The sequence below is a fragment of the Nocardioides convexus genome, from assembly GCF_011090295.1.
The window spans coordinates 2,085,305-2,101,382 of sequence record NZ_JAAMYA010000001.1; the positions used below are offsets into that span (position 1 = coordinate 2,085,305).

At 69.9% G+C, this 16,078-nt stretch carries 23 protein-coding genes and 4 pseudogenes; 14 read left to right on the forward strand and 13 right to left on the reverse strand.

The features are described 5' to 3' along the window. Positions 1-33: 33 nt before the first annotated feature. The 5 genes from G5V59_RS15610 to G5V59_RS15630 are packed head-to-tail and all read right to left on the reverse strand — an operon-like array spanning position 34 to position 2,089. On the reverse strand, positions 34-375 hold the full coding sequence (locus G5V59_RS15610; protein ID WP_278257052.1) for a hypothetical protein: 342 nt from the start codon (positions 373-375) through the stop codon (positions 34-36). Beyond that, positions 372-605, reverse strand: coding sequence for a hypothetical protein (locus tag G5V59_RS15615; protein ID WP_278257053.1), 234 nt, complete (start codon positions 603-605; stop codon positions 372-374). The genes G5V59_RS15610 and G5V59_RS15615 overlap by 4 nt, the downstream gene beginning before the upstream one ends. Then, positions 575-1,090: an NAD(P)-binding domain-containing protein gene (locus tag G5V59_RS15620; protein WP_341350955.1), complete on the reverse strand. Its 516-nt coding sequence runs from the start codon at positions 1,088-1,090 to the stop codon at positions 575-577. The genes G5V59_RS15615 and G5V59_RS15620 overlap by 31 nt, the downstream gene beginning before the upstream one ends. Next, the gene (locus G5V59_RS15625; protein WP_278257054.1) at positions 976-1,320 is read right to left on the reverse strand and encodes a hypothetical protein; all 345 of its coding nucleotides are present in this window, start codon (positions 1,318-1,320) and stop codon (positions 976-978) included. The genes G5V59_RS15620 and G5V59_RS15625 overlap by 115 nt, the downstream gene beginning before the upstream one ends. Continuing rightward, complete coding sequence (locus G5V59_RS15630) at positions 1,238-2,089, reverse strand: hypothetical protein (protein WP_278257055.1); 852 nt, start codon at positions 2,087-2,089, stop codon at positions 1,238-1,240. Before G5V59_RS15630 ends, G5V59_RS15625 begins: the two co-directional genes overlap by 83 nt. A 326-nt stretch (positions 2,090-2,415) precedes the next feature. Between G5V59_RS15630 and G5V59_RS15635 the strand changes: the two genes are divergently transcribed. Next, the gene (locus G5V59_RS15635) at positions 2,416-2,508 is read left to right on the forward strand and encodes a DUF427 domain-containing protein (protein ID WP_278257056.1); all 93 of its coding nucleotides are present in this window, start codon (positions 2,416-2,418) and stop codon (positions 2,506-2,508) included. Positions 2,509-2,525: 17 nt separating this feature from the next. On the opposite strand, the gene G5V59_RS15640 is transcribed toward G5V59_RS15635, so the two are convergent. The 3 genes and pseudogenes from G5V59_RS15640 to G5V59_RS15650 form a co-directional block, all read right to left on the reverse strand. Next, positions 2,526-2,708, reverse strand: coding sequence for a hypothetical protein (locus G5V59_RS15640; RefSeq protein ID WP_278257057.1), 183 nt, complete (start codon positions 2,706-2,708; stop codon positions 2,526-2,528). A 10-nt stretch (positions 2,709-2,718) separates the two neighbouring features. After that, on the reverse strand, positions 2,719-3,870 hold the full coding sequence (locus G5V59_RS15645; protein WP_278257058.1) for an SLC13 family permease: 1,152 nt from the start codon (positions 3,868-3,870) through the stop codon (positions 2,719-2,721). Positions 3,871-3,920: 50 nt separating this feature from the next. Further along, positions 3,921-4,392, reverse strand: a pseudogene (locus G5V59_RS15650) (gluconokinase). Positions 4,393-4,618: 226 nt separating this feature from the next. Between G5V59_RS15650 and G5V59_RS15655 the strand changes: the two are divergent. The 5 genes and pseudogenes from G5V59_RS15655 to G5V59_RS15675 form a co-directional block, all read left to right on the forward strand. Then, positions 4,619-4,681: pseudogene (locus tag G5V59_RS15655) on the forward strand (hypothetical protein); the annotation flags it as partial. A gap of 104 nt (positions 4,682-4,785) precedes the next feature. Next, positions 4,786-5,244, forward strand: coding sequence for an FCD domain-containing protein (locus G5V59_RS15660; RefSeq protein ID WP_278257059.1), 459 nt, complete (start codon positions 4,786-4,788; stop codon positions 5,242-5,244). Between the two features lie 2 nt (positions 5,245-5,246). Then, complete coding sequence (locus G5V59_RS15665) at positions 5,247-5,864, forward strand: hypothetical protein (protein ID WP_278257060.1); 618 nt, start codon at positions 5,247-5,249, stop codon at positions 5,862-5,864. A gap of 93 nt (positions 5,865-5,957) precedes the next feature. Next, complete coding sequence (locus G5V59_RS15670; RefSeq protein WP_278257061.1) at positions 5,958-7,295, forward strand: hypothetical protein; 1,338 nt, start codon at positions 5,958-5,960, stop codon at positions 7,293-7,295. Further along, positions 7,201-7,458, forward strand: coding sequence for a DUF2237 domain-containing protein (locus G5V59_RS15675; protein ID WP_278257062.1), 258 nt, complete (start codon positions 7,201-7,203; stop codon positions 7,456-7,458). Before G5V59_RS15670 ends, G5V59_RS15675 begins: the two co-directional genes overlap by 95 nt. A 281-nt stretch (positions 7,459-7,739) precedes the next feature. Here the strand turns inward: G5V59_RS15675 and G5V59_RS15680 are convergent, their stop codons facing one another. Further along, positions 7,740-7,862: a hypothetical protein gene (locus G5V59_RS15680; protein ID WP_278257063.1), complete on the reverse strand. Its 123-nt coding sequence runs from the start codon at positions 7,860-7,862 to the stop codon at positions 7,740-7,742. A gap of 207 nt (positions 7,863-8,069) precedes the next feature. Here G5V59_RS15680 and G5V59_RS15685 point away from each other — a divergent pair, with 207 nt between their 5' ends. Continuing rightward, positions 8,070-8,963 (forward strand): MFS transporter, encoded by an 894-nt coding sequence (locus G5V59_RS15685; protein WP_278257064.1) that lies wholly within the window; start codon positions 8,070-8,072, stop codon positions 8,961-8,963. Then, positions 8,960-9,508, forward strand: coding sequence for a hypothetical protein (locus G5V59_RS15690; RefSeq protein ID WP_278257065.1), 549 nt, complete (start codon positions 8,960-8,962; stop codon positions 9,506-9,508). The genes G5V59_RS15685 and G5V59_RS15690 overlap by 4 nt, the downstream gene beginning before the upstream one ends. Here the strand turns inward: G5V59_RS15690 and G5V59_RS15695 are convergent. The 3 genes and pseudogenes from G5V59_RS15695 to G5V59_RS15705 form a co-directional block, all read right to left on the reverse strand. Then, positions 9,435-9,779 (reverse strand): pyrimidine/purine nucleoside phosphorylase, encoded by a 345-nt coding sequence (locus tag G5V59_RS15695; RefSeq protein ID WP_278257066.1) that lies wholly within the window; start codon positions 9,777-9,779, stop codon positions 9,435-9,437. The two genes, G5V59_RS15690 and G5V59_RS15695, sit on opposite strands and share 74 nt — an antisense overlap. Beyond that, positions 9,769-10,068, reverse strand: a complete 300-nt coding sequence (locus G5V59_RS15700; protein ID WP_278259873.1) for a DNA-3-methyladenine glycosylase — start codon at positions 10,066-10,068, stop codon at positions 9,769-9,771. Before G5V59_RS15700 ends, G5V59_RS15695 begins: the two co-directional genes overlap by 11 nt. 61 nt (positions 10,069-10,129) lie before the next feature. Further along, positions 10,130-10,405, reverse strand: a pseudogene (locus G5V59_RS15705) (DNA-3-methyladenine glycosylase); the annotation flags it as partial. Between the two features lie 37 nt (positions 10,406-10,442). Between G5V59_RS15705 and G5V59_RS15710 the strand changes: the two are divergent. Continuing rightward, a complete protein-coding gene (locus tag G5V59_RS15710) occupies positions 10,443-10,775 on the forward strand; it encodes an NUDIX domain-containing protein (RefSeq protein ID WP_278257067.1) in 333 nt (110 codons plus the stop codon). Here G5V59_RS15710 and G5V59_RS15715 read toward each other — a convergent pair. Beyond that, a complete protein-coding gene (locus G5V59_RS15715; protein ID WP_278257068.1) occupies positions 10,725-11,564 on the reverse strand; it encodes an excalibur calcium-binding domain-containing protein in 840 nt (279 codons plus the stop codon). The two genes, G5V59_RS15710 and G5V59_RS15715, sit on opposite strands and share 51 nt — an antisense overlap. A 136-nt stretch (positions 11,565-11,700) precedes the next feature. Here G5V59_RS15715 and G5V59_RS15720 point away from each other — a divergent pair, with 136 nt between their 5' ends. From G5V59_RS15720 to G5V59_RS15740, 5 genes and pseudogenes are all read left to right on the forward strand, one after another. Next, on the forward strand, positions 11,701-12,486 hold the full coding sequence (locus G5V59_RS15720) for a hypothetical protein (protein WP_278257069.1): 786 nt from the start codon (positions 11,701-11,703) through the stop codon (positions 12,484-12,486). Next, a complete protein-coding gene (locus G5V59_RS15725; protein ID WP_278257070.1) occupies positions 12,453-12,758 on the forward strand; it encodes a hypothetical protein in 306 nt (101 codons plus the stop codon). Before G5V59_RS15720 ends, G5V59_RS15725 begins: the two co-directional genes overlap by 34 nt. A gap of 198 nt (positions 12,759-12,956) precedes the next feature. Then, positions 12,957-13,959: pseudogene (locus tag G5V59_RS15730) on the forward strand (IS481 family transposase). Between the two features lie 140 nt (positions 13,960-14,099). After that, positions 14,100-14,606 (forward strand): hypothetical protein, encoded by a 507-nt coding sequence (locus G5V59_RS15735; RefSeq protein ID WP_278257071.1) that lies wholly within the window; start codon positions 14,100-14,102, stop codon positions 14,604-14,606. Between the two features lie 83 nt (positions 14,607-14,689). Then, positions 14,690-15,778 carry a hypothetical protein gene (locus G5V59_RS15740; RefSeq protein WP_278257072.1) on the forward strand — a complete coding sequence of 363 codons (1,089 nt, stop codon included), beginning with the start codon at positions 14,690-14,692 and terminating at the stop codon, positions 15,776-15,778. Positions 15,779-16,078: the final 300 nt, after the last annotated feature.

A 16,078-nucleotide genomic window follows, 5' to 3' on the forward strand; every position in this document is an offset into this window, starting at 1 on the left:
CCTCCTCGGCGATGTGGTGGGAGATCAGGTTGCTCAGCCTTCTCGACGGCATCGGTGAAGGCCTGGGTGTCGGTGCCCTTGAGCTCCAGCACGGCCAGCAGCGCCTGGTTGCCCTCGGCGTGCTCCTCCTTGCCGTGCTCGACGTCGTGGCCGTCCACGTCCTCGGCCGTACGTCGCAGCACGGAGTAGACGAGCCTCCTCCTCCGCCTGCCCGTGCGCGATCAGCACGTCCGCGAAGGCGCGGCGCACGTTGTCCCGGTCGGCCGTGGCGAGCCGCGCCTGGGCGAGCAGGTGCTCGAAGCGGCGGTGGTCGTCGGTGATCAGGTCGATGACGTCACCCGAGGTGGGCCGGCCCAGGTCGATTCCAGTCGTCATGAGGTCGCCGATACCCGCTGCGTCTCCAGGTAACCGTGGACGAGCGAGACCGCCGAGGCGCCCTCCCCGCTGGCCGCCGCGACCCGCTTCATCGAGCCCGCCCGGATGTCCCCGGCGGCGAAGACCCCCGGCACGCAGGTGGCGAGGTTCTCCGGCGGGAGGCCGTCGACCCAGCACTCTGTCGGTACGTCGCGCCCGGTCAGCACGAAGCCGCGCTCGTCGCGCAGCACGTCCTCACCGAGCCAGTCGCAGTGCGGCGCGGCACCGATGAGCAGGAACAGCCCACCGGCCAGGACCCGCTCCTCCTCGCGGGTCCGTACGTCGCACAGCCTGCAGCCAGCCCAGCCTGCCCGCTCTCGTCGGCTCCGCCGTCGATGATCTCCGTGCACGGACGGACGGTGATCCGCGGGTTCCACGAGATCTCGTCGATGAGGTACTTCGACATGGTGGCTGCCAGGTCCTCGCGCCGGATCAGGAGGGTGACCGAGCGCGCGAAGCGGGCCAGGTGCACGGCCGCCTGGCCGGCGGAGTTGCCGCCGCCGACGACGTAGACGTCACGGTCCTCCATCTCGCGCGCGGCCGTCATCGCGGCGCCGTAGTTCACCCCGGCGCCGACCAGGTCCTCCAACGCCTGGACGCCGAGCCGGCGGTAGGCCACGCCGGAGGCGACGAGCACCGAGCGGGCGTGCACCTCGCCGCCCTCGGTGACCAGCACGTGCGGTGCGCCGTCGGTGCCGGGCCGCAGGCTCCACCACGGACCAGCCGGTGAAGAAGCGGGCGCCGAAGCGGATCGCCTGGGTCCGCGCACGCTGGCCCAGGCGCATCCCCGAGATACCGCGCGGGAAGCCGAGGTAGTTGCGGATCATCGAGTCTGGTGCCGGCCTGTCCGCCGATCACCTCGGACTCGAGCACGACCGTGTTCAAGCCCTCGGAGGCGCCGTACACGGCGGCGGCGAGACCTGCCGGGCCGGCGCCGACGACCGCGAGGTCGACGACGGTGTCCACGTCGACGTCCGAGGGCCGGCCGTACATCAGCGCCGACAGGTCGCGCACCGAGGTGGGCGCGACGATCGGCCGGTCCGCGAAGGGCTTGGACGTCAGGTGCACCAAGGGGTACGTCGCCGCGCCGCCCACCCGCTCGGCGTGCAGGGCGATCGCCTCCTCCCCCTGCGGCGAGTCGGGTGCGTAGGTGCGGTGCGGGAAGCCGATCCGGTCCAGGAAGTCGCGCACCGCCAGCGACAGCGGCGTGGCGCCGGGCGTGATGATGCGGACCGTGTCGATGACCGACGAGGCGACGGTGGCGCCCCAGTCGCTGAGCAGACTCGACCACGGCGTAGTGGAACTCCTCGTCGCGGCGGCCCTGCGGCAGCACGAGGTAGGTGTCGAACTTGCCCTTGGCCAGGTAGGGCCGCAGCGCCGCGGTCTCCTCGGCGAAGCGGCTGATCGGGATCGCCACGATCCGGCGCGCGGTCGGCACCAGGGTGCGCCAGTCGTGCATGGCGAGCAGCACGTTCTCGTCGGGCAGCAGCGAGTCCGTCACGATCATCGCGACCGGCTGTCCGAGCGTGCGTGCCTGCTTGAGGATCGCGGTCGCCTCGGCGGCGCTGGTCGCCGGGCGCACGTCGTAGTCGTGCTCGTATCGGCGGAACTGGTCGGTCAGGGTGGCGATCTCGTCGGCGGAGACCAGCAGGATCACGGGCGCCGGGGCGTTCATGGCGGCAAGTCTGGCACCGCGGACCCCACGCGCGTAGCGTGAAAACCATGGCCCGCCCGCAGCCTGACCCCCGGCCCCGACCACCCGATCACCGTCACGCCCCACGAAGGGCGCGTCACCGTCCGCCTCGGGGAGCGGGTGCTCGTCGACACCGAGCGGGCCCTGGAGCCTGCGCGAGGCGTCGTACCCGCCGGTGCTCTACGTGCCCCGCGAGGACGCCGACGCCGAGGCGTTCACCGCCAGCACGACGCAGACCTACTGCCCCTACAAGGGCGATGCGTCGTACCTGTCCATCCGCGGCGAGGGCGAGGAGCCTGACCGACGCGGTGTGGTCCTACGAGCAGCCGTACGACGCAGTGGCGCCGATCGCCGGGCACCTGGCCTTCTACCCCGACCGGGTGACGATCGACGCCGACTGAGCGATGTGACCCGCGGGTCAGATCACCAGGTTCAGCGCCATCACGAAGACCAGGCCGGTCACCGAGAGCAGCGTCTCCATCGCCGACCAGGTCTTGAGGGTCTGGCCGACCGTCATCCCGAAGTACTCCTTGACGAGCCAGAAGCCGGCGTCGTTGACGTGCGAGAAGAACACCGAGCCGGCGCCGATCGCGAGCACCATCAGCGAGACCTCACCGCTGGAGAGCCTGGTCGGTGAGCGGCGCGAGCAGGCCGGAGGCGGTGACGGTCGCGACCGTCGCGGACCCGGTGGCGAGTCGGATGAGGACCGCGACGAACCAGGCGAGCAGCAGGACCGAGATGTTCGAGTCCGCCACCCGCTCGGCGACGATCGTGCCGATGCCGGTGTCGACGAGGGACTGCTTGAAGCCGCCGCCCGCGGACACGATGAGCAGGATGCCCGCGACACCGGGCAGCGAGGACTCCAGGGACTTTGCGACCCCGTCGCGGCCCATGCCGTGCCCCAGGGTGAACATGCCGACCACGACGGCGATGAGCAGCGCGATGAGCGGGGTGCCGAGGATGTCGAGGGTACGACGCAGCGGGTCCCCCTCGTCGTCGACGAAGATGTCGGCGAGCGCCTTGCCCATCATCAGCACCACCGGCAGGAGCACCGAGGCGAGGGTGATCGCGAAGGACGGCCGCCGGGAGGTGTCCTCGTCGCCGGCGCCCTCGAAGCGGTCGGGGACCGGCACGGCGACGTACCGTCCGACGAGGCCGAACACCGGGCCGGCGATGATCACGGTCGGGATCGCGACGGCGACGCCGAGGGCGAGCGTGGTGCCGAGGTCCGCACCGAGGTAGTCGATCGCGGTCAGCGGGCCCGGGTGCGGCGGCACCAGGCCGTGCATGGCCGAGAGGCCCGCCAGGGCGGGGATCCCGATGGTGACCAGGGACTGCCCGGAGCGGCGCGCGACCAGGTAGATCACCGGCATCAGCAGCACCAGGCCGATCTCGAAGAACATCGGCAGTCCGATGATCGCGCCGACGACCGCCATCGCCCACGGCAGCATCCGCGGTGAGGCGGCGCCGATGATGGTGTCGACGATCTGGTCGGCACCGCCGCTGTCGGCGAGCAAGCTTTGCCGAACATCGCTCCCAGCGCGATCAGGATGCCGACTCCGGCTGCGGTCGTGCCGAAGCCGGTGGTGTAGGCTGGTGAGCGCGGTCTCCACGCTGACCCCGGCGGTGACGCCGACGGTCAGCGCGCCCGCGGTGAGGGCGAGGAAGGGATGCAGCCGTGCGCCGATGATGAGCGCGACGATGACGCCGATGCCCAGCAGGGCGGCGAGGACGAGGCGGCCTTCGGAGGCGACCGGCTTCACCAGGTCGGTGCCGGCGAGGACGAGCCTGTGCGGACATGTCGGGGTGCTCCTCAGGCGGAGAGATCGGCGTACTGCTGGACGATGGCGTCGACCGACTGGTCGACGTCGAGGACGACACCGGCCTCGTCCTCGGCGAGCGGCTCGAGCGTGGCGAACTGCGAGTCGAGCAGCGAGGCGGGCATGAAGTGGCCGGGACGGCTGGCCTGACGGCGGGCGATGACCTCGCGGGTTCCGTGCAGGTGGACGAAGAAGGCCCGCGGCGCGTGCGCCCGGATCCGGTCGCGGTAGGAGTGCTTGAGCGCCGAGCAGGCTGATCACGCCGCCTCGCCGGTCCTGGGCCGCGAGCCACTCCCCGATCGCCTCCAGCCAGGGCCGGCGGTCCTCGTCGTCGAGCGGGTGGCCGGCCGTCATCTTGGCGATGTTGGCGGGCGGGTGGAAGTCGTCGGCATCGGCGAAGGGAACGCCGAGGCGTTGCGCGAGCGCCGCGCCGACCGTCGACTTGCCGGAGCCCGACACGCCCATGACGACGAGCAGGGGCGCGCCCCCGTCGTACGGCATCGTGCTGCTCATGGATCCTCCTGCTGCTGTGGTGGCCATCACAGTCTGCAAGTATTAATCTGCTTTTAACAACCCTTTCACCCGATAAATCTGATCTTTGGAGGCTCTCGTGGCCCGCACCGCGCTTCACGACGACGTGCTCGAGGCGCTCGGGCGACGGATCGTGGACGGCGCGCTCGCGGCCGGCGCGGTGCTCACCCTCGACGCCATCGACACCGAGCACGACGTCAGCCGATCGGTCTCGCGCGAGGCGGTGCGGGTGCTGGAGTCGATGGGCATGGTCACCTCACGGCGCCGGGTCGGGGTGACGGTGCAGCCGCGGGCGACCTGGCACGTCTTCGACCCACGGCTGATCCGGTGGCGCCTGGACTCCGCGGACCGCGCGGCCCAGCCTGCGCTCGCTCGGCGAGCCTGCGCAGCGGCTTCGAGCCGGTGGCCGCCGGGCTCGCGGCCCAGCGGGCGACCCCCGAGCAGTGCGCGGCCCTCACCGCCGCCGTCAACGACATGGTGGTGCACGCGCGATCGGGCGACCTGGAGTCCTTCCTGGCCGCCGACGTCGCCTTCCACCGGGTGTTGCTGGAGTCCTCCGGCAACGAGATGCTGGCCGCGCTCGACGAGGTCGTCGCGGAGGTGCTGGCCGGGCGCACCCACCACGACCTGATGCCGGCGCACCCCAAGCAGGAGGCCGTCGACCTGCACGTCGAGGTGGCCCGCGCCGTACGCTCCGGCGACGCGGGTGCCGCACGCGCCGCGATGGGCGCGATCATCGCGGAGGCGACCGATGCCGTCGCGGAGGACTCGACTACGCTCGGTTGACGATGGACATCACGCCTGAGACCAGCCCCCTGATCGACCGGCTCCAGGGCGAGGAGTACGACGTCACCGAGCCCCTTCCCGGTGTCCTCCACGTCCGCGGCCGCTTCTCCAACCCGGAGCGGATCGCGCTGCGCGCCGCGGCCGACGCCGGCGACCTCGCCGTCGCGGTCTGGGCGACCAGCCATCACGACGACTGGGCGCTCGTCGCGTGGAGCCGACCGGACCTGGTGACCATCACCCAGAAGGGCGCGACCCCGCAGCGCTGGCGGCACCGCACCCTCCCGGCGACGCTCCGACCGGACGCGCAGACCTTCCTCGAGGGCGCCTCCTCGCCGTTCGACATCGTCACCCGCCCCAAGCACCAGCCGACCCAGGCCGCACGCGACCTGCTCGAGCGCTTCGGGATCGCCGACGCGCCGCCGCCCGGCTGGGTGCCGCCCGTCGTCGAGGCGCCGGTCGTCCGCGAGTCGACGGTCGCGGCGGCCAAGCCCAAGCGGGTCGCCGCGCCGCGCGCACCCAAGGCGCCCGCCAAGCCGGCCAAGCCCGAGCCGGTCGTCGCGGTCTGCCCGACCTGCTTCATGGCGATCCCCGCGACCGGGATCTGCGACAACTGCGGCTGAGGATCGGCTCGCCGGGCGACCGGTCGATCCTGTGACACGGGTGACGCACGCGTCGACCCGCCCTCGGGCGCCCACCGGTGCGATGCTGAGTCCATGAGCGACTCCACCTCCGCTCCCCTCGGGATGCGCACGCTGTCGAAGCTCGGCCTCGCGATCGCCGTCGCCGGCGCGCTGATCCAGCTCGTGCTGGCGGTCTACTACCTGGCGATGGCGCACTCCCCCTCCCCGCACGACCTGTCCGTCGGCGTCGTGGGCAGCGCCGAGCAGCAGACGCAGGCGAAGCAAGCCTGGAGAAGGACGGCGAGTTCAAGGTCGAGCCGTACGACGACGCGGCCGCCCTGCAGCAGGCGATCCGCGAGCGCAAGGCCTACGGCGGCGTCGCCTTCGAGGGCCAGGCACCCACCCTGTACGTCGCGAGCGCGGCCTCGCCGGCGGTGGCCAACCTGTTCAAGGCGGAGTACACGAAGGTCTACCAGCAGCAGGTGCAGCAGCAGGTCCAGCAGACCACCGCGGCGAAGCAGCCCGTGCCGGTGGCGACCGTCGCGGCACTCACGACCCCGCCACCGGTCACCGACGTCGTACCCCTGCCGAAGGACGACAGCGCCGGCAGACTCCCTCGGCTTCGTCATCCAGGCGCTCTGCCTCGGCGGCTCGATCGCCTCGCTCGCGCTAGGCCGGCTGCGCGGGCTCACCGAGCGCTCCGCGCTGCGCGGCCTCGGGCACGCCGCACTGCTCGTCGTCTACGCCGTGGCGTCCTCCGCGGTCGCCCTGCTGGCGATGTCGCTCTTCGGCGTCGGCGACGGCGCCGACCACTTCACGCTCTTCTGGGGACTGGCGCTGATCTCGCTCGCGGTCACGGCCTCGACCGCGGCGTTCGTCGCCCTGATCGGCCCCGCGGGCTCGCTGATCGGCGCGCTGTACTTCACCGTCGGGCTCATCATCTCCGGCTCCTCGATCGCCCCGGAGATGCTGCCGAAGGCGGGACACGCGATCGGCCAGCTTGCTGCCGCCGGGTGCCGGCGCGACGGTCGCCCGGGACGCGATGTACTTCCCCGATGCGGCGACCGGCGGCGCCTTCGTCGTCCTCGGCCTCTACGCCCTGATCGGGCTCGCGGTGATCCTGCTCGTCAACGCGGCCGCCAACCGGACCCGCTTCGCCCGGGTCCTGCTCCGCGACGAGGCCTGAGCATGCCTGCCACGGACGGCCCGGGCGAGCGCAACGTCCTCGGTGACGTGCTGCAGCCGTGCGGCACGGACCCGCTCACCGGCTTCTTGCGCGACGGCAGTCTGCTCGTGCGGCCCGCAGGACGTCGGGCTGCACGCGATCTGCGCGGTGATGACCGAGGAGTTCCTCGCCCACCAGCGCTCGGTCGGCAACGACCTGTCCACTCCCCGCCCGGAGTGGGCCTTTCCCGGCCTGCACCCCGGTGACCGGTGGTGCGTGGTGGCGGCGCGCTGGCTGCAGTCGTACGCCGAGGGGGCGGCCGCCCCGGTCGTGCTCGCCTCGACCAACGAGCGGGCCCTGGAGCCTGATCCCGCTCGAGCCTGCTCCGGGAGCACTCCGTCGACGTACCGGACGACCCCGGTGGGCTGACCTCGGGCTAGCGGGCCTTACGCGCCCCAGGTGCCCTCGAGCACCGCGCGGTGCGTGGGCAGCGCCGCGTCGTAGGCCGCGCGGCCCCGCGGGGTCAGGCAGACGAAGACGCTGCGCCGGTCGGACTCGCACGAGGAGCGCTCGACGAGGCCGTCCTTCTCCAGCCGGGTGATCGCGCGGGAGAGCGCGCTCTGGCTGAGGTGGATGTCGCCGGCCAGCCTCGGCCATGCGGTACTTGCCGCAGTTGGCGTCGACGATCCGGTCGAGCGTCTCGAACTCGCTCAGGCCCAGGCCGTGCTCGTCCTGCAGCGCCTTCTCCAGAGCGCAGGCTCACGGCGGCGTGCCGGTCCAGCAGGCTGGCGCCACTCGGCGACCAGCGGGGCGGACACGGGAGCCTTCGACACACTCGCATCCTAGCCGTCACGTGAATTTCATGCAAACGCATTATTTGCTCTTGCATTGAATGCACGCGCATGGAACTGTAGCCGTCATGTCCCTCTCCTCCGCTACCTGGTCCGCTCGCACCTGGGGCCTGCTGATCACGCTGTGCGTGGTCCTCTTCCTCGATGGCCTCGACGTCTCGATGATCGGCGTGGCGCTGCCCTCGATCGGTGCCGAGTCTCGACCTGTCCACCTCCTCGCTGCAGTGGCTGATCAGCGGCTACGTCCTCGGCTACGGCGGCCTGCTGCTCGTCGGCGGACGCACCGCCGACCTCCTGGGGCGCCGCCGGGTCTTCCTGATCGCGCTCGCGGTCTTCGCCGTCGCCTCCCTGCTGGGCGGCCTGGTCAGGCTCGGGCCCGCTGCTCATCGCGACCCGCTTCATCAAGGGCCTCGCCGCCGCGTTCACCGCGCCGACCGGGCTGTCCATCATCACCACGAACTTCGCCGAGGGTCCGGCGCGCAACAAGGCGCTGTCGATCTACACGGTCTTCGGCGCGGGCGGCTACTCCTCCGGCCTGCTCTTCGGTGGCCTGATGACCGGCGTCGGCTGGCGCTGGACCTTCCTGCTGCCCGTCCCGATCGCGCTGCTCGCGCTGGTCGCCGCCTGGGCCCTGGTCCCCCGCGACGAGCCGGCCGAGGAGGGCGGTCACGACCTGCTCGGTGCGCTGACCTCCGGGGCCGCGATGCTGCTGCTCGTCTACACCGTCGTCTCCGCACCCGAGGCCGGCTGGGCTCGGCACGCACGGTGCTCTCCTTCGTCGGCGTGGCCGCGCTGTTCGCCGCCTTCGTCGCGATCGAGCGCCGGATCGCGCACCCGCTGGTCCGGCTCGGCATCCTGCGCAAGGCCAGCCTGGTTCGCGCCAGCATCGTGATCGTCGCGCTCGCCGGCTCCTACTTCAGCCTGGCAGTTCATCGTGACCCTCTTCCTGCAGGACGGCCTCGGCTGGTCGCCGCTGCACCGGCCCTCGCCCTGCTGCCCATCGGCCTGATGGTCACCACCTCGGCGATCTTCTCCGACAAAGCCTGGTGGACCGCGTCGGCACCGGGCCGATCATCGCGGTGACCACCACGGTGATGGCCCTGGGCTACCTGCTCTTCACGCTCACGCTGAGCACCGATCCGTCGTACCTCGGGATGGTGCTGCCCGCCCTGGTCCTCATCGGCATCGGCTGGGTCGGCTTCCCGGCCATCAACATCCAGGCCACGAGCGGGATCGAGGACGACGAGCAGGGGCTGGCTGCCGGCGTGCTGCAGACCTCGATGCAGGTCGGTGCGGCGATCGTCCTGGCGATCACCACCGCGATCATCAGGCTCCGGTACGGCGGAGGCGACCACACCGGCGGCGCTGCTCGACGGCTTCCGGCCGGGCCTGGGCTTCGCGACCGCGGCGTCCGCGCTCGGCGCGGTCGCGGCGATCGCCGGGCTGGTGTGGGAGCGGCGCACCCGTCGGGCGCCGGACCCCGCCCTCGCCGAGGTCGAGCCGGAGCCTGGCCGGCGTGGCCTGAGCCCGCAACCCCGATGGCCCTCGGGTGCGTCAGCCGTAGTGGCAGACGTACCCGAGGGTCTCGGTCACCTCGATCTCGAAGGACGACTCGCCCGGGACCCTGAACGACTCCCCCGCGGCGTACGACGCCCACTCTTCCGAGCCCGCGAGCCTGATCCGGCACGCGCCCGCGTTGGTCTCCATCACCTCGGGAGCGGCGGTTCCGAAGGTCAGGCGCGCCGGGAAGATCACGCCCGCCGACTTCCGCGTGCCGTCGGCGAGGAAGAAGGTGTGGCTCACGCAGGCACCGTCGAAGTAGACGTTGGCGCGCGGGTCCAGGGTGACGTTCTCGAACGTCGGCTCGTTCGTCGGCTCGTTCGTCGGCTCAGTGCTCACGGGCCGGAAGCGTAGTGCCGGGCGCCGGTGCCCGCGGGCTGCGCCGGTACGCCGAGACGGCCGGGTCCCCGACCACCCAGAACCGCCAGGGCACGTCCGCCGCCTTCGACACCCCGACCCTCGGCCCGGCCGCGATCCGCGGACGGGTACGACGCTCCGGACCGAGGCGGACCCCGGTGAAGTCCTCGCCCGGCGGGTGCTCGGCCAGCAGGTCGGCGCCGAGGTCGGCGAGCGTGATCCCCAGCGCCTGCGCCAGGTTTCCCGGTCCGCGCGCGAGCCTGCACGTCATTGGCCGGGTGGTTGCGGCGGAGCCGGGCCAGGTCGATGCCCTCGACCACCTCACCGGAACGCAGCAGCACCGCCGCCCCGATCTCGGCCGGCCCGGTGACGACGTTCGCGCAGAAGTGGATGCCGTAGGAGCGGTACACGTAGAGCCGGTACGCCGGGCCGTACATGATCTCCGAGCGCGCCGTCCGGGTGAACGCGTGCGACGCCGGGTCCTCCTGGCCGCCGTACGCCTCGACCTCGGTGATCCGCACCGTCACCCCGTGGCCGACGACCGTGCGTCCGAGCAGGCTCCTTGGCGCGTCGTACGACGTCGGCGCGGGCGGTGGCTGGCACGGCACCGACGCTAGCAACCGCCACCGGTGGCAGGATCACGCCGTGGAGATCGAGGTGGTCGGCGCCGTCGTCCTGCGCGAGGGACTCGTCCTGTGCGCCCAGCGCGGCCCCGGTGGCTCGCTCGCCGGCAGGTGGGAGTTCCCCGGCGGCAAGGTGGAGCCCGGGGAGGCGCCCGTCGCGGCCCTGGAGAGGGAGATCGCCGAGGAGCCTGCACTGCGTCGTCGAGGTCGGCGAGCGCGTCGCCACCACCCGGTACGACGACGGCCGGGTCGTCGTCGTGCTCACGACCTACTGGTGCACCCTCGCCTCCGGCACCCCTCAGGCTCACCGAGCACGCCGAGCCTGCGCTGGGTCGCGCCGGGCGAGCCTGGGTGAGCCTGGACTGGGCTCCCGCCGACGTACCGGCGGTGGAGGCGGTCGGCGCCGCGCTCGGCCGCTGATCAGCAGGCGCGCCAGATCCCACGCGGCGCGGCCTGGGCCGAGGCCTGGGCGTTGCGGTAGCGGGTCACCCGCTTGAACGGCTTGCGAGTGGGCTGGACCTTCGCCCAGCCTCGCAGGACCTGGACGTAGCCGATGTCGCTCGACCCCTTGATCACGTAGCGAAGGAGACGGCCGCTGCCGTCCTTGCGCGGTTGGGTGGGGTCCGACACCAGGGTCACGCGGGTGCCGCGCGGGAGCATCTTGCGTGCCGAGTCTGGTCGCCGCCGGACCACCGCACTGGCGCGGGCTCAGCGCCGGCGCCGCGACGCCGATCAGCCGCACCCGCCGCTTCACGCCGCTCGCCCTCACCAGGACCGTGTCGCCGTCGATGACGGAGATGATGCGCGCCGTGGTGCGAAGAGTCGTGGGTGCCGCCGGAGGCGGGGGCGTCGTCGTACCGCCGCCCCCACCGCCGCCACCCGTGGCGTCGCTGCACGGGCACGGCAGGCTCTCGCAGGCGATGCCGTCGCCGTCGGAGTCCAGGTTGTCCGGGTCGCTGTAGGGGCCACCGATGCTGAGGAAGTAGTCCTGGGCCGAGGCCTGCGAGCCGAAGTCGCCGCAGTCGAGGTCCTTGACGACGCGTCCGGGCGAGGCTCCGGCCTGCGGAACGAGGAGACCGATGCCCGCCACGACGACGAGGACTCCGAGGACGACAGCCACGAGACGACGAGCGCTTGCCTGCATGCCACGGACACTAGGACGTCTTGCCACGGTGCGCAGGAGTTCGGACAAACTGAGTCGATCCGACGATGGGTCAGCGACTTGGATGCGCCCATTCGGGGCCTCCACTCGAAGGTCGTGCGGTGTTAGTGTCCCGAGCATGCAGATTCGTCCGGCTCACGCCGCTGTCGCCGTCGTCCTTGCGATCACCGCGTCGGCCGCCCCGGCCGGCGCCAAGCCCGGAGGTGGTGTGACGACCGGGAGCGGACTGGTCTTCAAGGTCAACCCGGTGCAGTCCAGCGGCGACCAGTCACTCGTCGACGCCAAGGACTCCGCGAGCGCGGTCCCGGCCGGCGAGTACGCCACCGTTCCGCTGCGCAACCTCGACGGCTCGGGCTACCTGCGCGGACGGTGGGTCACCGTCGACTCCGCAACCGGCACGCCGGCGTACTCGGCCTCCGGGGTGTTCAACTACAACCGCAAGGACGACCAGTTCGAGCAGGTGATGGCCTACTTCTGGGTCAACCAGGCGCAGGAGTACATCCAGTCGCTCGGCTTCGGCTCGACGCTGCGCCCGGTCGTGAAGCAGTCGTTCAGCGTCAAGATCGACCAGTACGGCGGCGACAACGAGCTACCAGACCGACAAGCCCTACCGGATCCGTCTGGGCAAGGGCGGGGTCGACGACGCCGAGGACGCCGAGGTGATCGTGCACGAGTACGGCCACGCCGTCCACGCCTCCCAGGTGCCGGGCTACGGCAGGCTCGCTGGACGCCGGCTCGATCGGCGAGGCCTGGGGTGACTACCTCGCCGTCTCGGTCGGCCTCGACGCGGCGCAGCAGTACGGCTGGCCGGTCAAGGCGCCCGAGGCGTGCGTCATGGACTGGGACTCCACGGCGTACACCGCCGGTCCGGTGCACTGCCTGCGCCGTCTCGACACCGACCTGACGGTCGCCGACCGCGAGGGCGAGGTCCACTTCGACGGCCAGATCTGGAGCGGGGGCCTGTGGGACGCCCGCGCGGGCTACGAGGCCCTCGGCCTGTCCTCCCGCGCCTTCGACACCACCGTCATCGACGCCCAGTTCGACTTCGCACCGGACACCTCCTTCGACGCCGCCGCCACGGCGATCTACCGCAAGGCACTCACGCGGGACGGCGCCGCTGCCGCGAAGGTCGTCCGGGACGCGTTCGCCGCGCGCGGCATCACCGTCACCCCCTGAGCCAACGGCGGCACGCAGCAGAACGGAGTGGGCCGTGACCGCGGGCGAACCGAGGAGTTGACCTACGCCGAGTCGCCCTAGTTGTGATGTCCAGGGAGGTTGTACCGCCCGGCACCGGTGAGCCTGTCTGACAGGCGAAGGCCTCCGGTTGTGAAGTGGAGTCTGTCTAGTTCAACGCTTCACTGACCGGAGGCCCTCGTGTCCCACGCTAACGCTGCTCTGACCCCACGTGCCCGTTTGCGGCTCGCCCAGGCTCGTCGTCGACCGCGGCTGGACCTACGCTGCAGCGGCCAAGATGTTCACGGTCGCCCCACGCACCGCGAAGAAGTGGGCCGACCGCTACCGCACCGAAGGCCCGGGCGGGATGGTCGACCGCAGGCTCACGACCGAAGACGTGTCCGAACAGGACCAGGCCGGAGGTGGTGCGCCAGATCGTGCGACTGCGATGGCGCCAGCGACTCGGTCCGGTCCAGATCGCCGGCCAGGCTCGGCATGCAGGCCTCGACCGTGCACGCCGTGCTCGTCCGCTGCCGGATCAACCGGCTCTCCCACATCGACCGCGTTACCGGCGAGCCGCTGCGACGCTACGAGCATCCGCACCCCGGCTCGCTGATCCACGTCGACGTCACCAAGTTCGGCAACATCCCCAACGGCGGCGGGCACAAGTTCCTCAGCCGCCAACAGAGTCGAGCCAACGGCATCGCGACAGCACTCCGCACAGGCGAACGTGGGAAGCACTATCGACCATTGATCGGGACCGCGTTCGTGCACACCGTCATCGACGACCACTCACGCATCGCCTACGCCGAGATCTGTACCGACGAGAAGGCCGCCACCGCGATCGGTGTCCTACAGCGTGCGGTGGCCTGGTTCGCCGATCACGGCGTCACCATCGAACGAGTCCTATCCGACAACGGCCCGGCCTACTGGTCCTACGCCTGGCGCGACGCGTGCGCTGAGCCTAGCCATCATCCACAAGCGGACCCGGCCCTACCGGCCCCAGACCAACGGGAAGATCGAGCGTTTCCACCGAACCCTCGCCGACGGATGGGCCTACGCCCGGCTCAATGAGTCAACCGAGCAACGCAACGCCGCGCTGCCCGCCTGGCTCCACTTCTACAATCACCACCGCACCCACTCCGCCATTGGAGGTCGCCCACCGGTCACCCGGCTGACCAACCTCCCCGGACATCACACCTAGGCGAGTCTCGCTTTGGACTGGGCAGTGAAGGCGGTGGGGTCGGGGCACGTCGCGTCAAAGATAGCGCTTCCTGACTCACGCGCGTAGGCGTTCCTTCAAACTGACACAGGGCTCTGACATGTACTGTTAATGTTCGGCCCGTGTCGACCACTAGCAGCGGACAGATCCAGCGAATCCCTCTTGCGGATCTGCGCCTTGATCCCGACAATCCTCGCCTCCCGCCCGAAATGCAGGGCGGTGGACACAGCCAGCGAGACATCGCACTCTACATCAATCAGCATTACGATCCACTGAAGATCGCAGAGTCAATCGCCGAGCATGGTTTCTTCGAGAGCGAAGCCTTGATTGCCGTGCCCTCCGGCAATGGGGATTACACGGCCGTTGAGGGAAATCGAAGGCTGACGGCCTTGATGGGACTCGACGACCCTAGCCTGCGGCAAGAATTTGCCAATGAGAACAGCGGGTGGCGAAGACTTCCGCACGCACAATTGCCAGAAACACTCCCCGTGGTCGTGGTGGAAAAATCCGGAGGTTGTTGCGCCGCTCCTTGGATTTCGGCACATCTCAGGCATCGAACCTTGGGATCCCTACGCCCAAGCCAGGTATATTGCGCGGCTCGTTCACGACACCGGCAGAACCCTGAATGAGATAGCAGATCTCGTGGGTCGCACTCCAACGGAGATCAAGTCTCGATATAGGGATCACGACATTCTAGAACAAAGTCGACACCGTGTTTCGCATCTCCACGGCGCGCGCCCGCGGTTCCTTCGGCGTCTTCAGCAATGCCATGGGTCGAACCGCGATTCGCGGATTCATCGGTGCACCCGACCCGCGGAACGTCGATCCCGACGTGTGGCCGATCCCCGATGAATTTCGGACGAAACTTGCAGACTTGCTCATCATGCTTTTGGAAACACGAAAGGCGAGGGACGAGTCATCTCAGATTCGCGTCAGATCGGTCGCTTGGCTTCAGTCCTCGCCGAACCTAGCGGCCGAGTCTGTTGCCGTACTGAAGAAGACCCAAGATCTCGACGATGCCCTCGATGCCGCGTCAGATCCGACCGATCAACTACGTCGAGCGGTTAGGTCGGCGCGCCAACAACTGGAGAAAGCGATCGCGCTCGACATCGACGAGCCTGGACGAAACCACCCTCGAGCACCTGCGGAGGATCCAGCGATTGGTCGATATTCTGGAGGGCGGCAAGCGATGACCTGGATTGAGCCGCCGGGCGAGTTCTCGCCCAATCAACTGGCCGACTTCATCGAAGCAGAAGCGACATTCTCGGAGGACGAGTACTTCTCTATCTCTGAGTTGCGGGGATTGTTTTCTTCTGGTCGGCAGCCAACCGACGACCAGTTTTCCTTCGCTCTGCAAGAGATTGAGCGACGCACTACGGTCTTCGGGCCAATGTATCCCTTTCTGGCCGACCAGCGAGGCGTTTACTTCGAGCGTGGATCTCACAGCGCGCTTTACCAATTCCTCGCCATCATGAGCCTTCGCGGCACGCCCGTAAGAGTGGACCGCACCTTCCCTCGTTCAGACGTCCTATTCGATGCGATCTGCAGGGAAGCCTTTCGGGCCTGGGGAGGAATGGATGCCCGTGCAGTGGTCTTTGCTCATCCTGCCCGCGATGGGCGTCCGACTAAGTTCGACGAAGCCATAACGTGGGTGGCCAATCTGATGGGCGTACCCGCCACAGGTGCAGACTTGTCCCAGACCACTACACGGATGGCGGCGTCGATGTGGTCATGTGGCGCCCGTTCCCCGACGGAAAGTCGGGCTTCCAAATCGTGCTCGCTCAGAACACCGTTCAGTTGACGTACTCGCGAAAGCCCCGGGACGTCCGCCCCCACCAGTGGGCCAAGTGGCTCGACATCGGCGCCGCTCCCATGATCGGATTCGCAATCCCCTTCAGTGTCGAGCAGGGTGACATCTGGTGGCAGGACGTAGTGGACGTGGCCCACCTGCCGTTGGATCGCGGTCGTCTCCTTAGTGTCCTGCAGCACGAGGACCCGACCACGTGGCCTGAGTGGGACAGGCTCGCGGCTTTCGTAGCCGAGGAAATCGACGAGACGCGTCGGCGCGGTGAGTTCTCGGGAGGATCGGGGGTCAGCATTA

Excerpts from the sequence above, each read along its gene's own strand:
- G5V59_RS15715 (WP_278257068.1), bottom strand. The coding sequence starts at position 11,564 with ATGCAGGCAAGCGCTCGTCGTCTCGTGGCTGTCGTCCTCGGAGTCCTC.
- G5V59_RS15630 (WP_278257055.1), bottom strand. The coding sequence starts at position 2,089 with ATGAACGCCCCGGCGCCCGTGATCCTGCTGGTCTCCGCCGACGAGATC.
- G5V59_RS15700 (WP_278259873.1), bottom strand. The coding sequence starts at position 10,068 with ATGACGTGCAGGCTCGCGCGCGGACCGGGAAACCTGGCGCAGGCGCTG.
- G5V59_RS15610 (WP_278257052.1), bottom strand. The coding sequence starts at position 375 with ATGACGACTGGAATCGACCTGGGCCGGCCCACCTCGGGTGACGTCATC.
- G5V59_RS15640 (WP_278257057.1), bottom strand. The coding sequence starts at position 2,708 with ATGGTGCTCGCGATCGGCGCCGGCTCGGTGTTCTTCTCGCACGTCAAC.
- G5V59_RS15720 (WP_278257069.1), top strand. The coding sequence starts at position 11,701 with ATGCAGATTCGTCCGGCTCACGCCGCTGTCGCCGTCGTCCTTGCGATC.
- G5V59_RS15665 (WP_278257060.1), top strand. The coding sequence starts at position 5,247 with ATGGACATCACGCCTGAGACCAGCCCCCTGATCGACCGGCTCCAGGGC.
- G5V59_RS15675 (WP_278257062.1), top strand. The coding sequence starts at position 7,201 with ATGACCGAGGAGTTCCTCGCCCACCAGCGCTCGGTCGGCAACGACCTG.
- G5V59_RS15670 (WP_278257061.1), top strand. The coding sequence starts at position 5,958 with ATGAGCGACTCCACCTCCGCTCCCCTCGGGATGCGCACGCTGTCGAAG.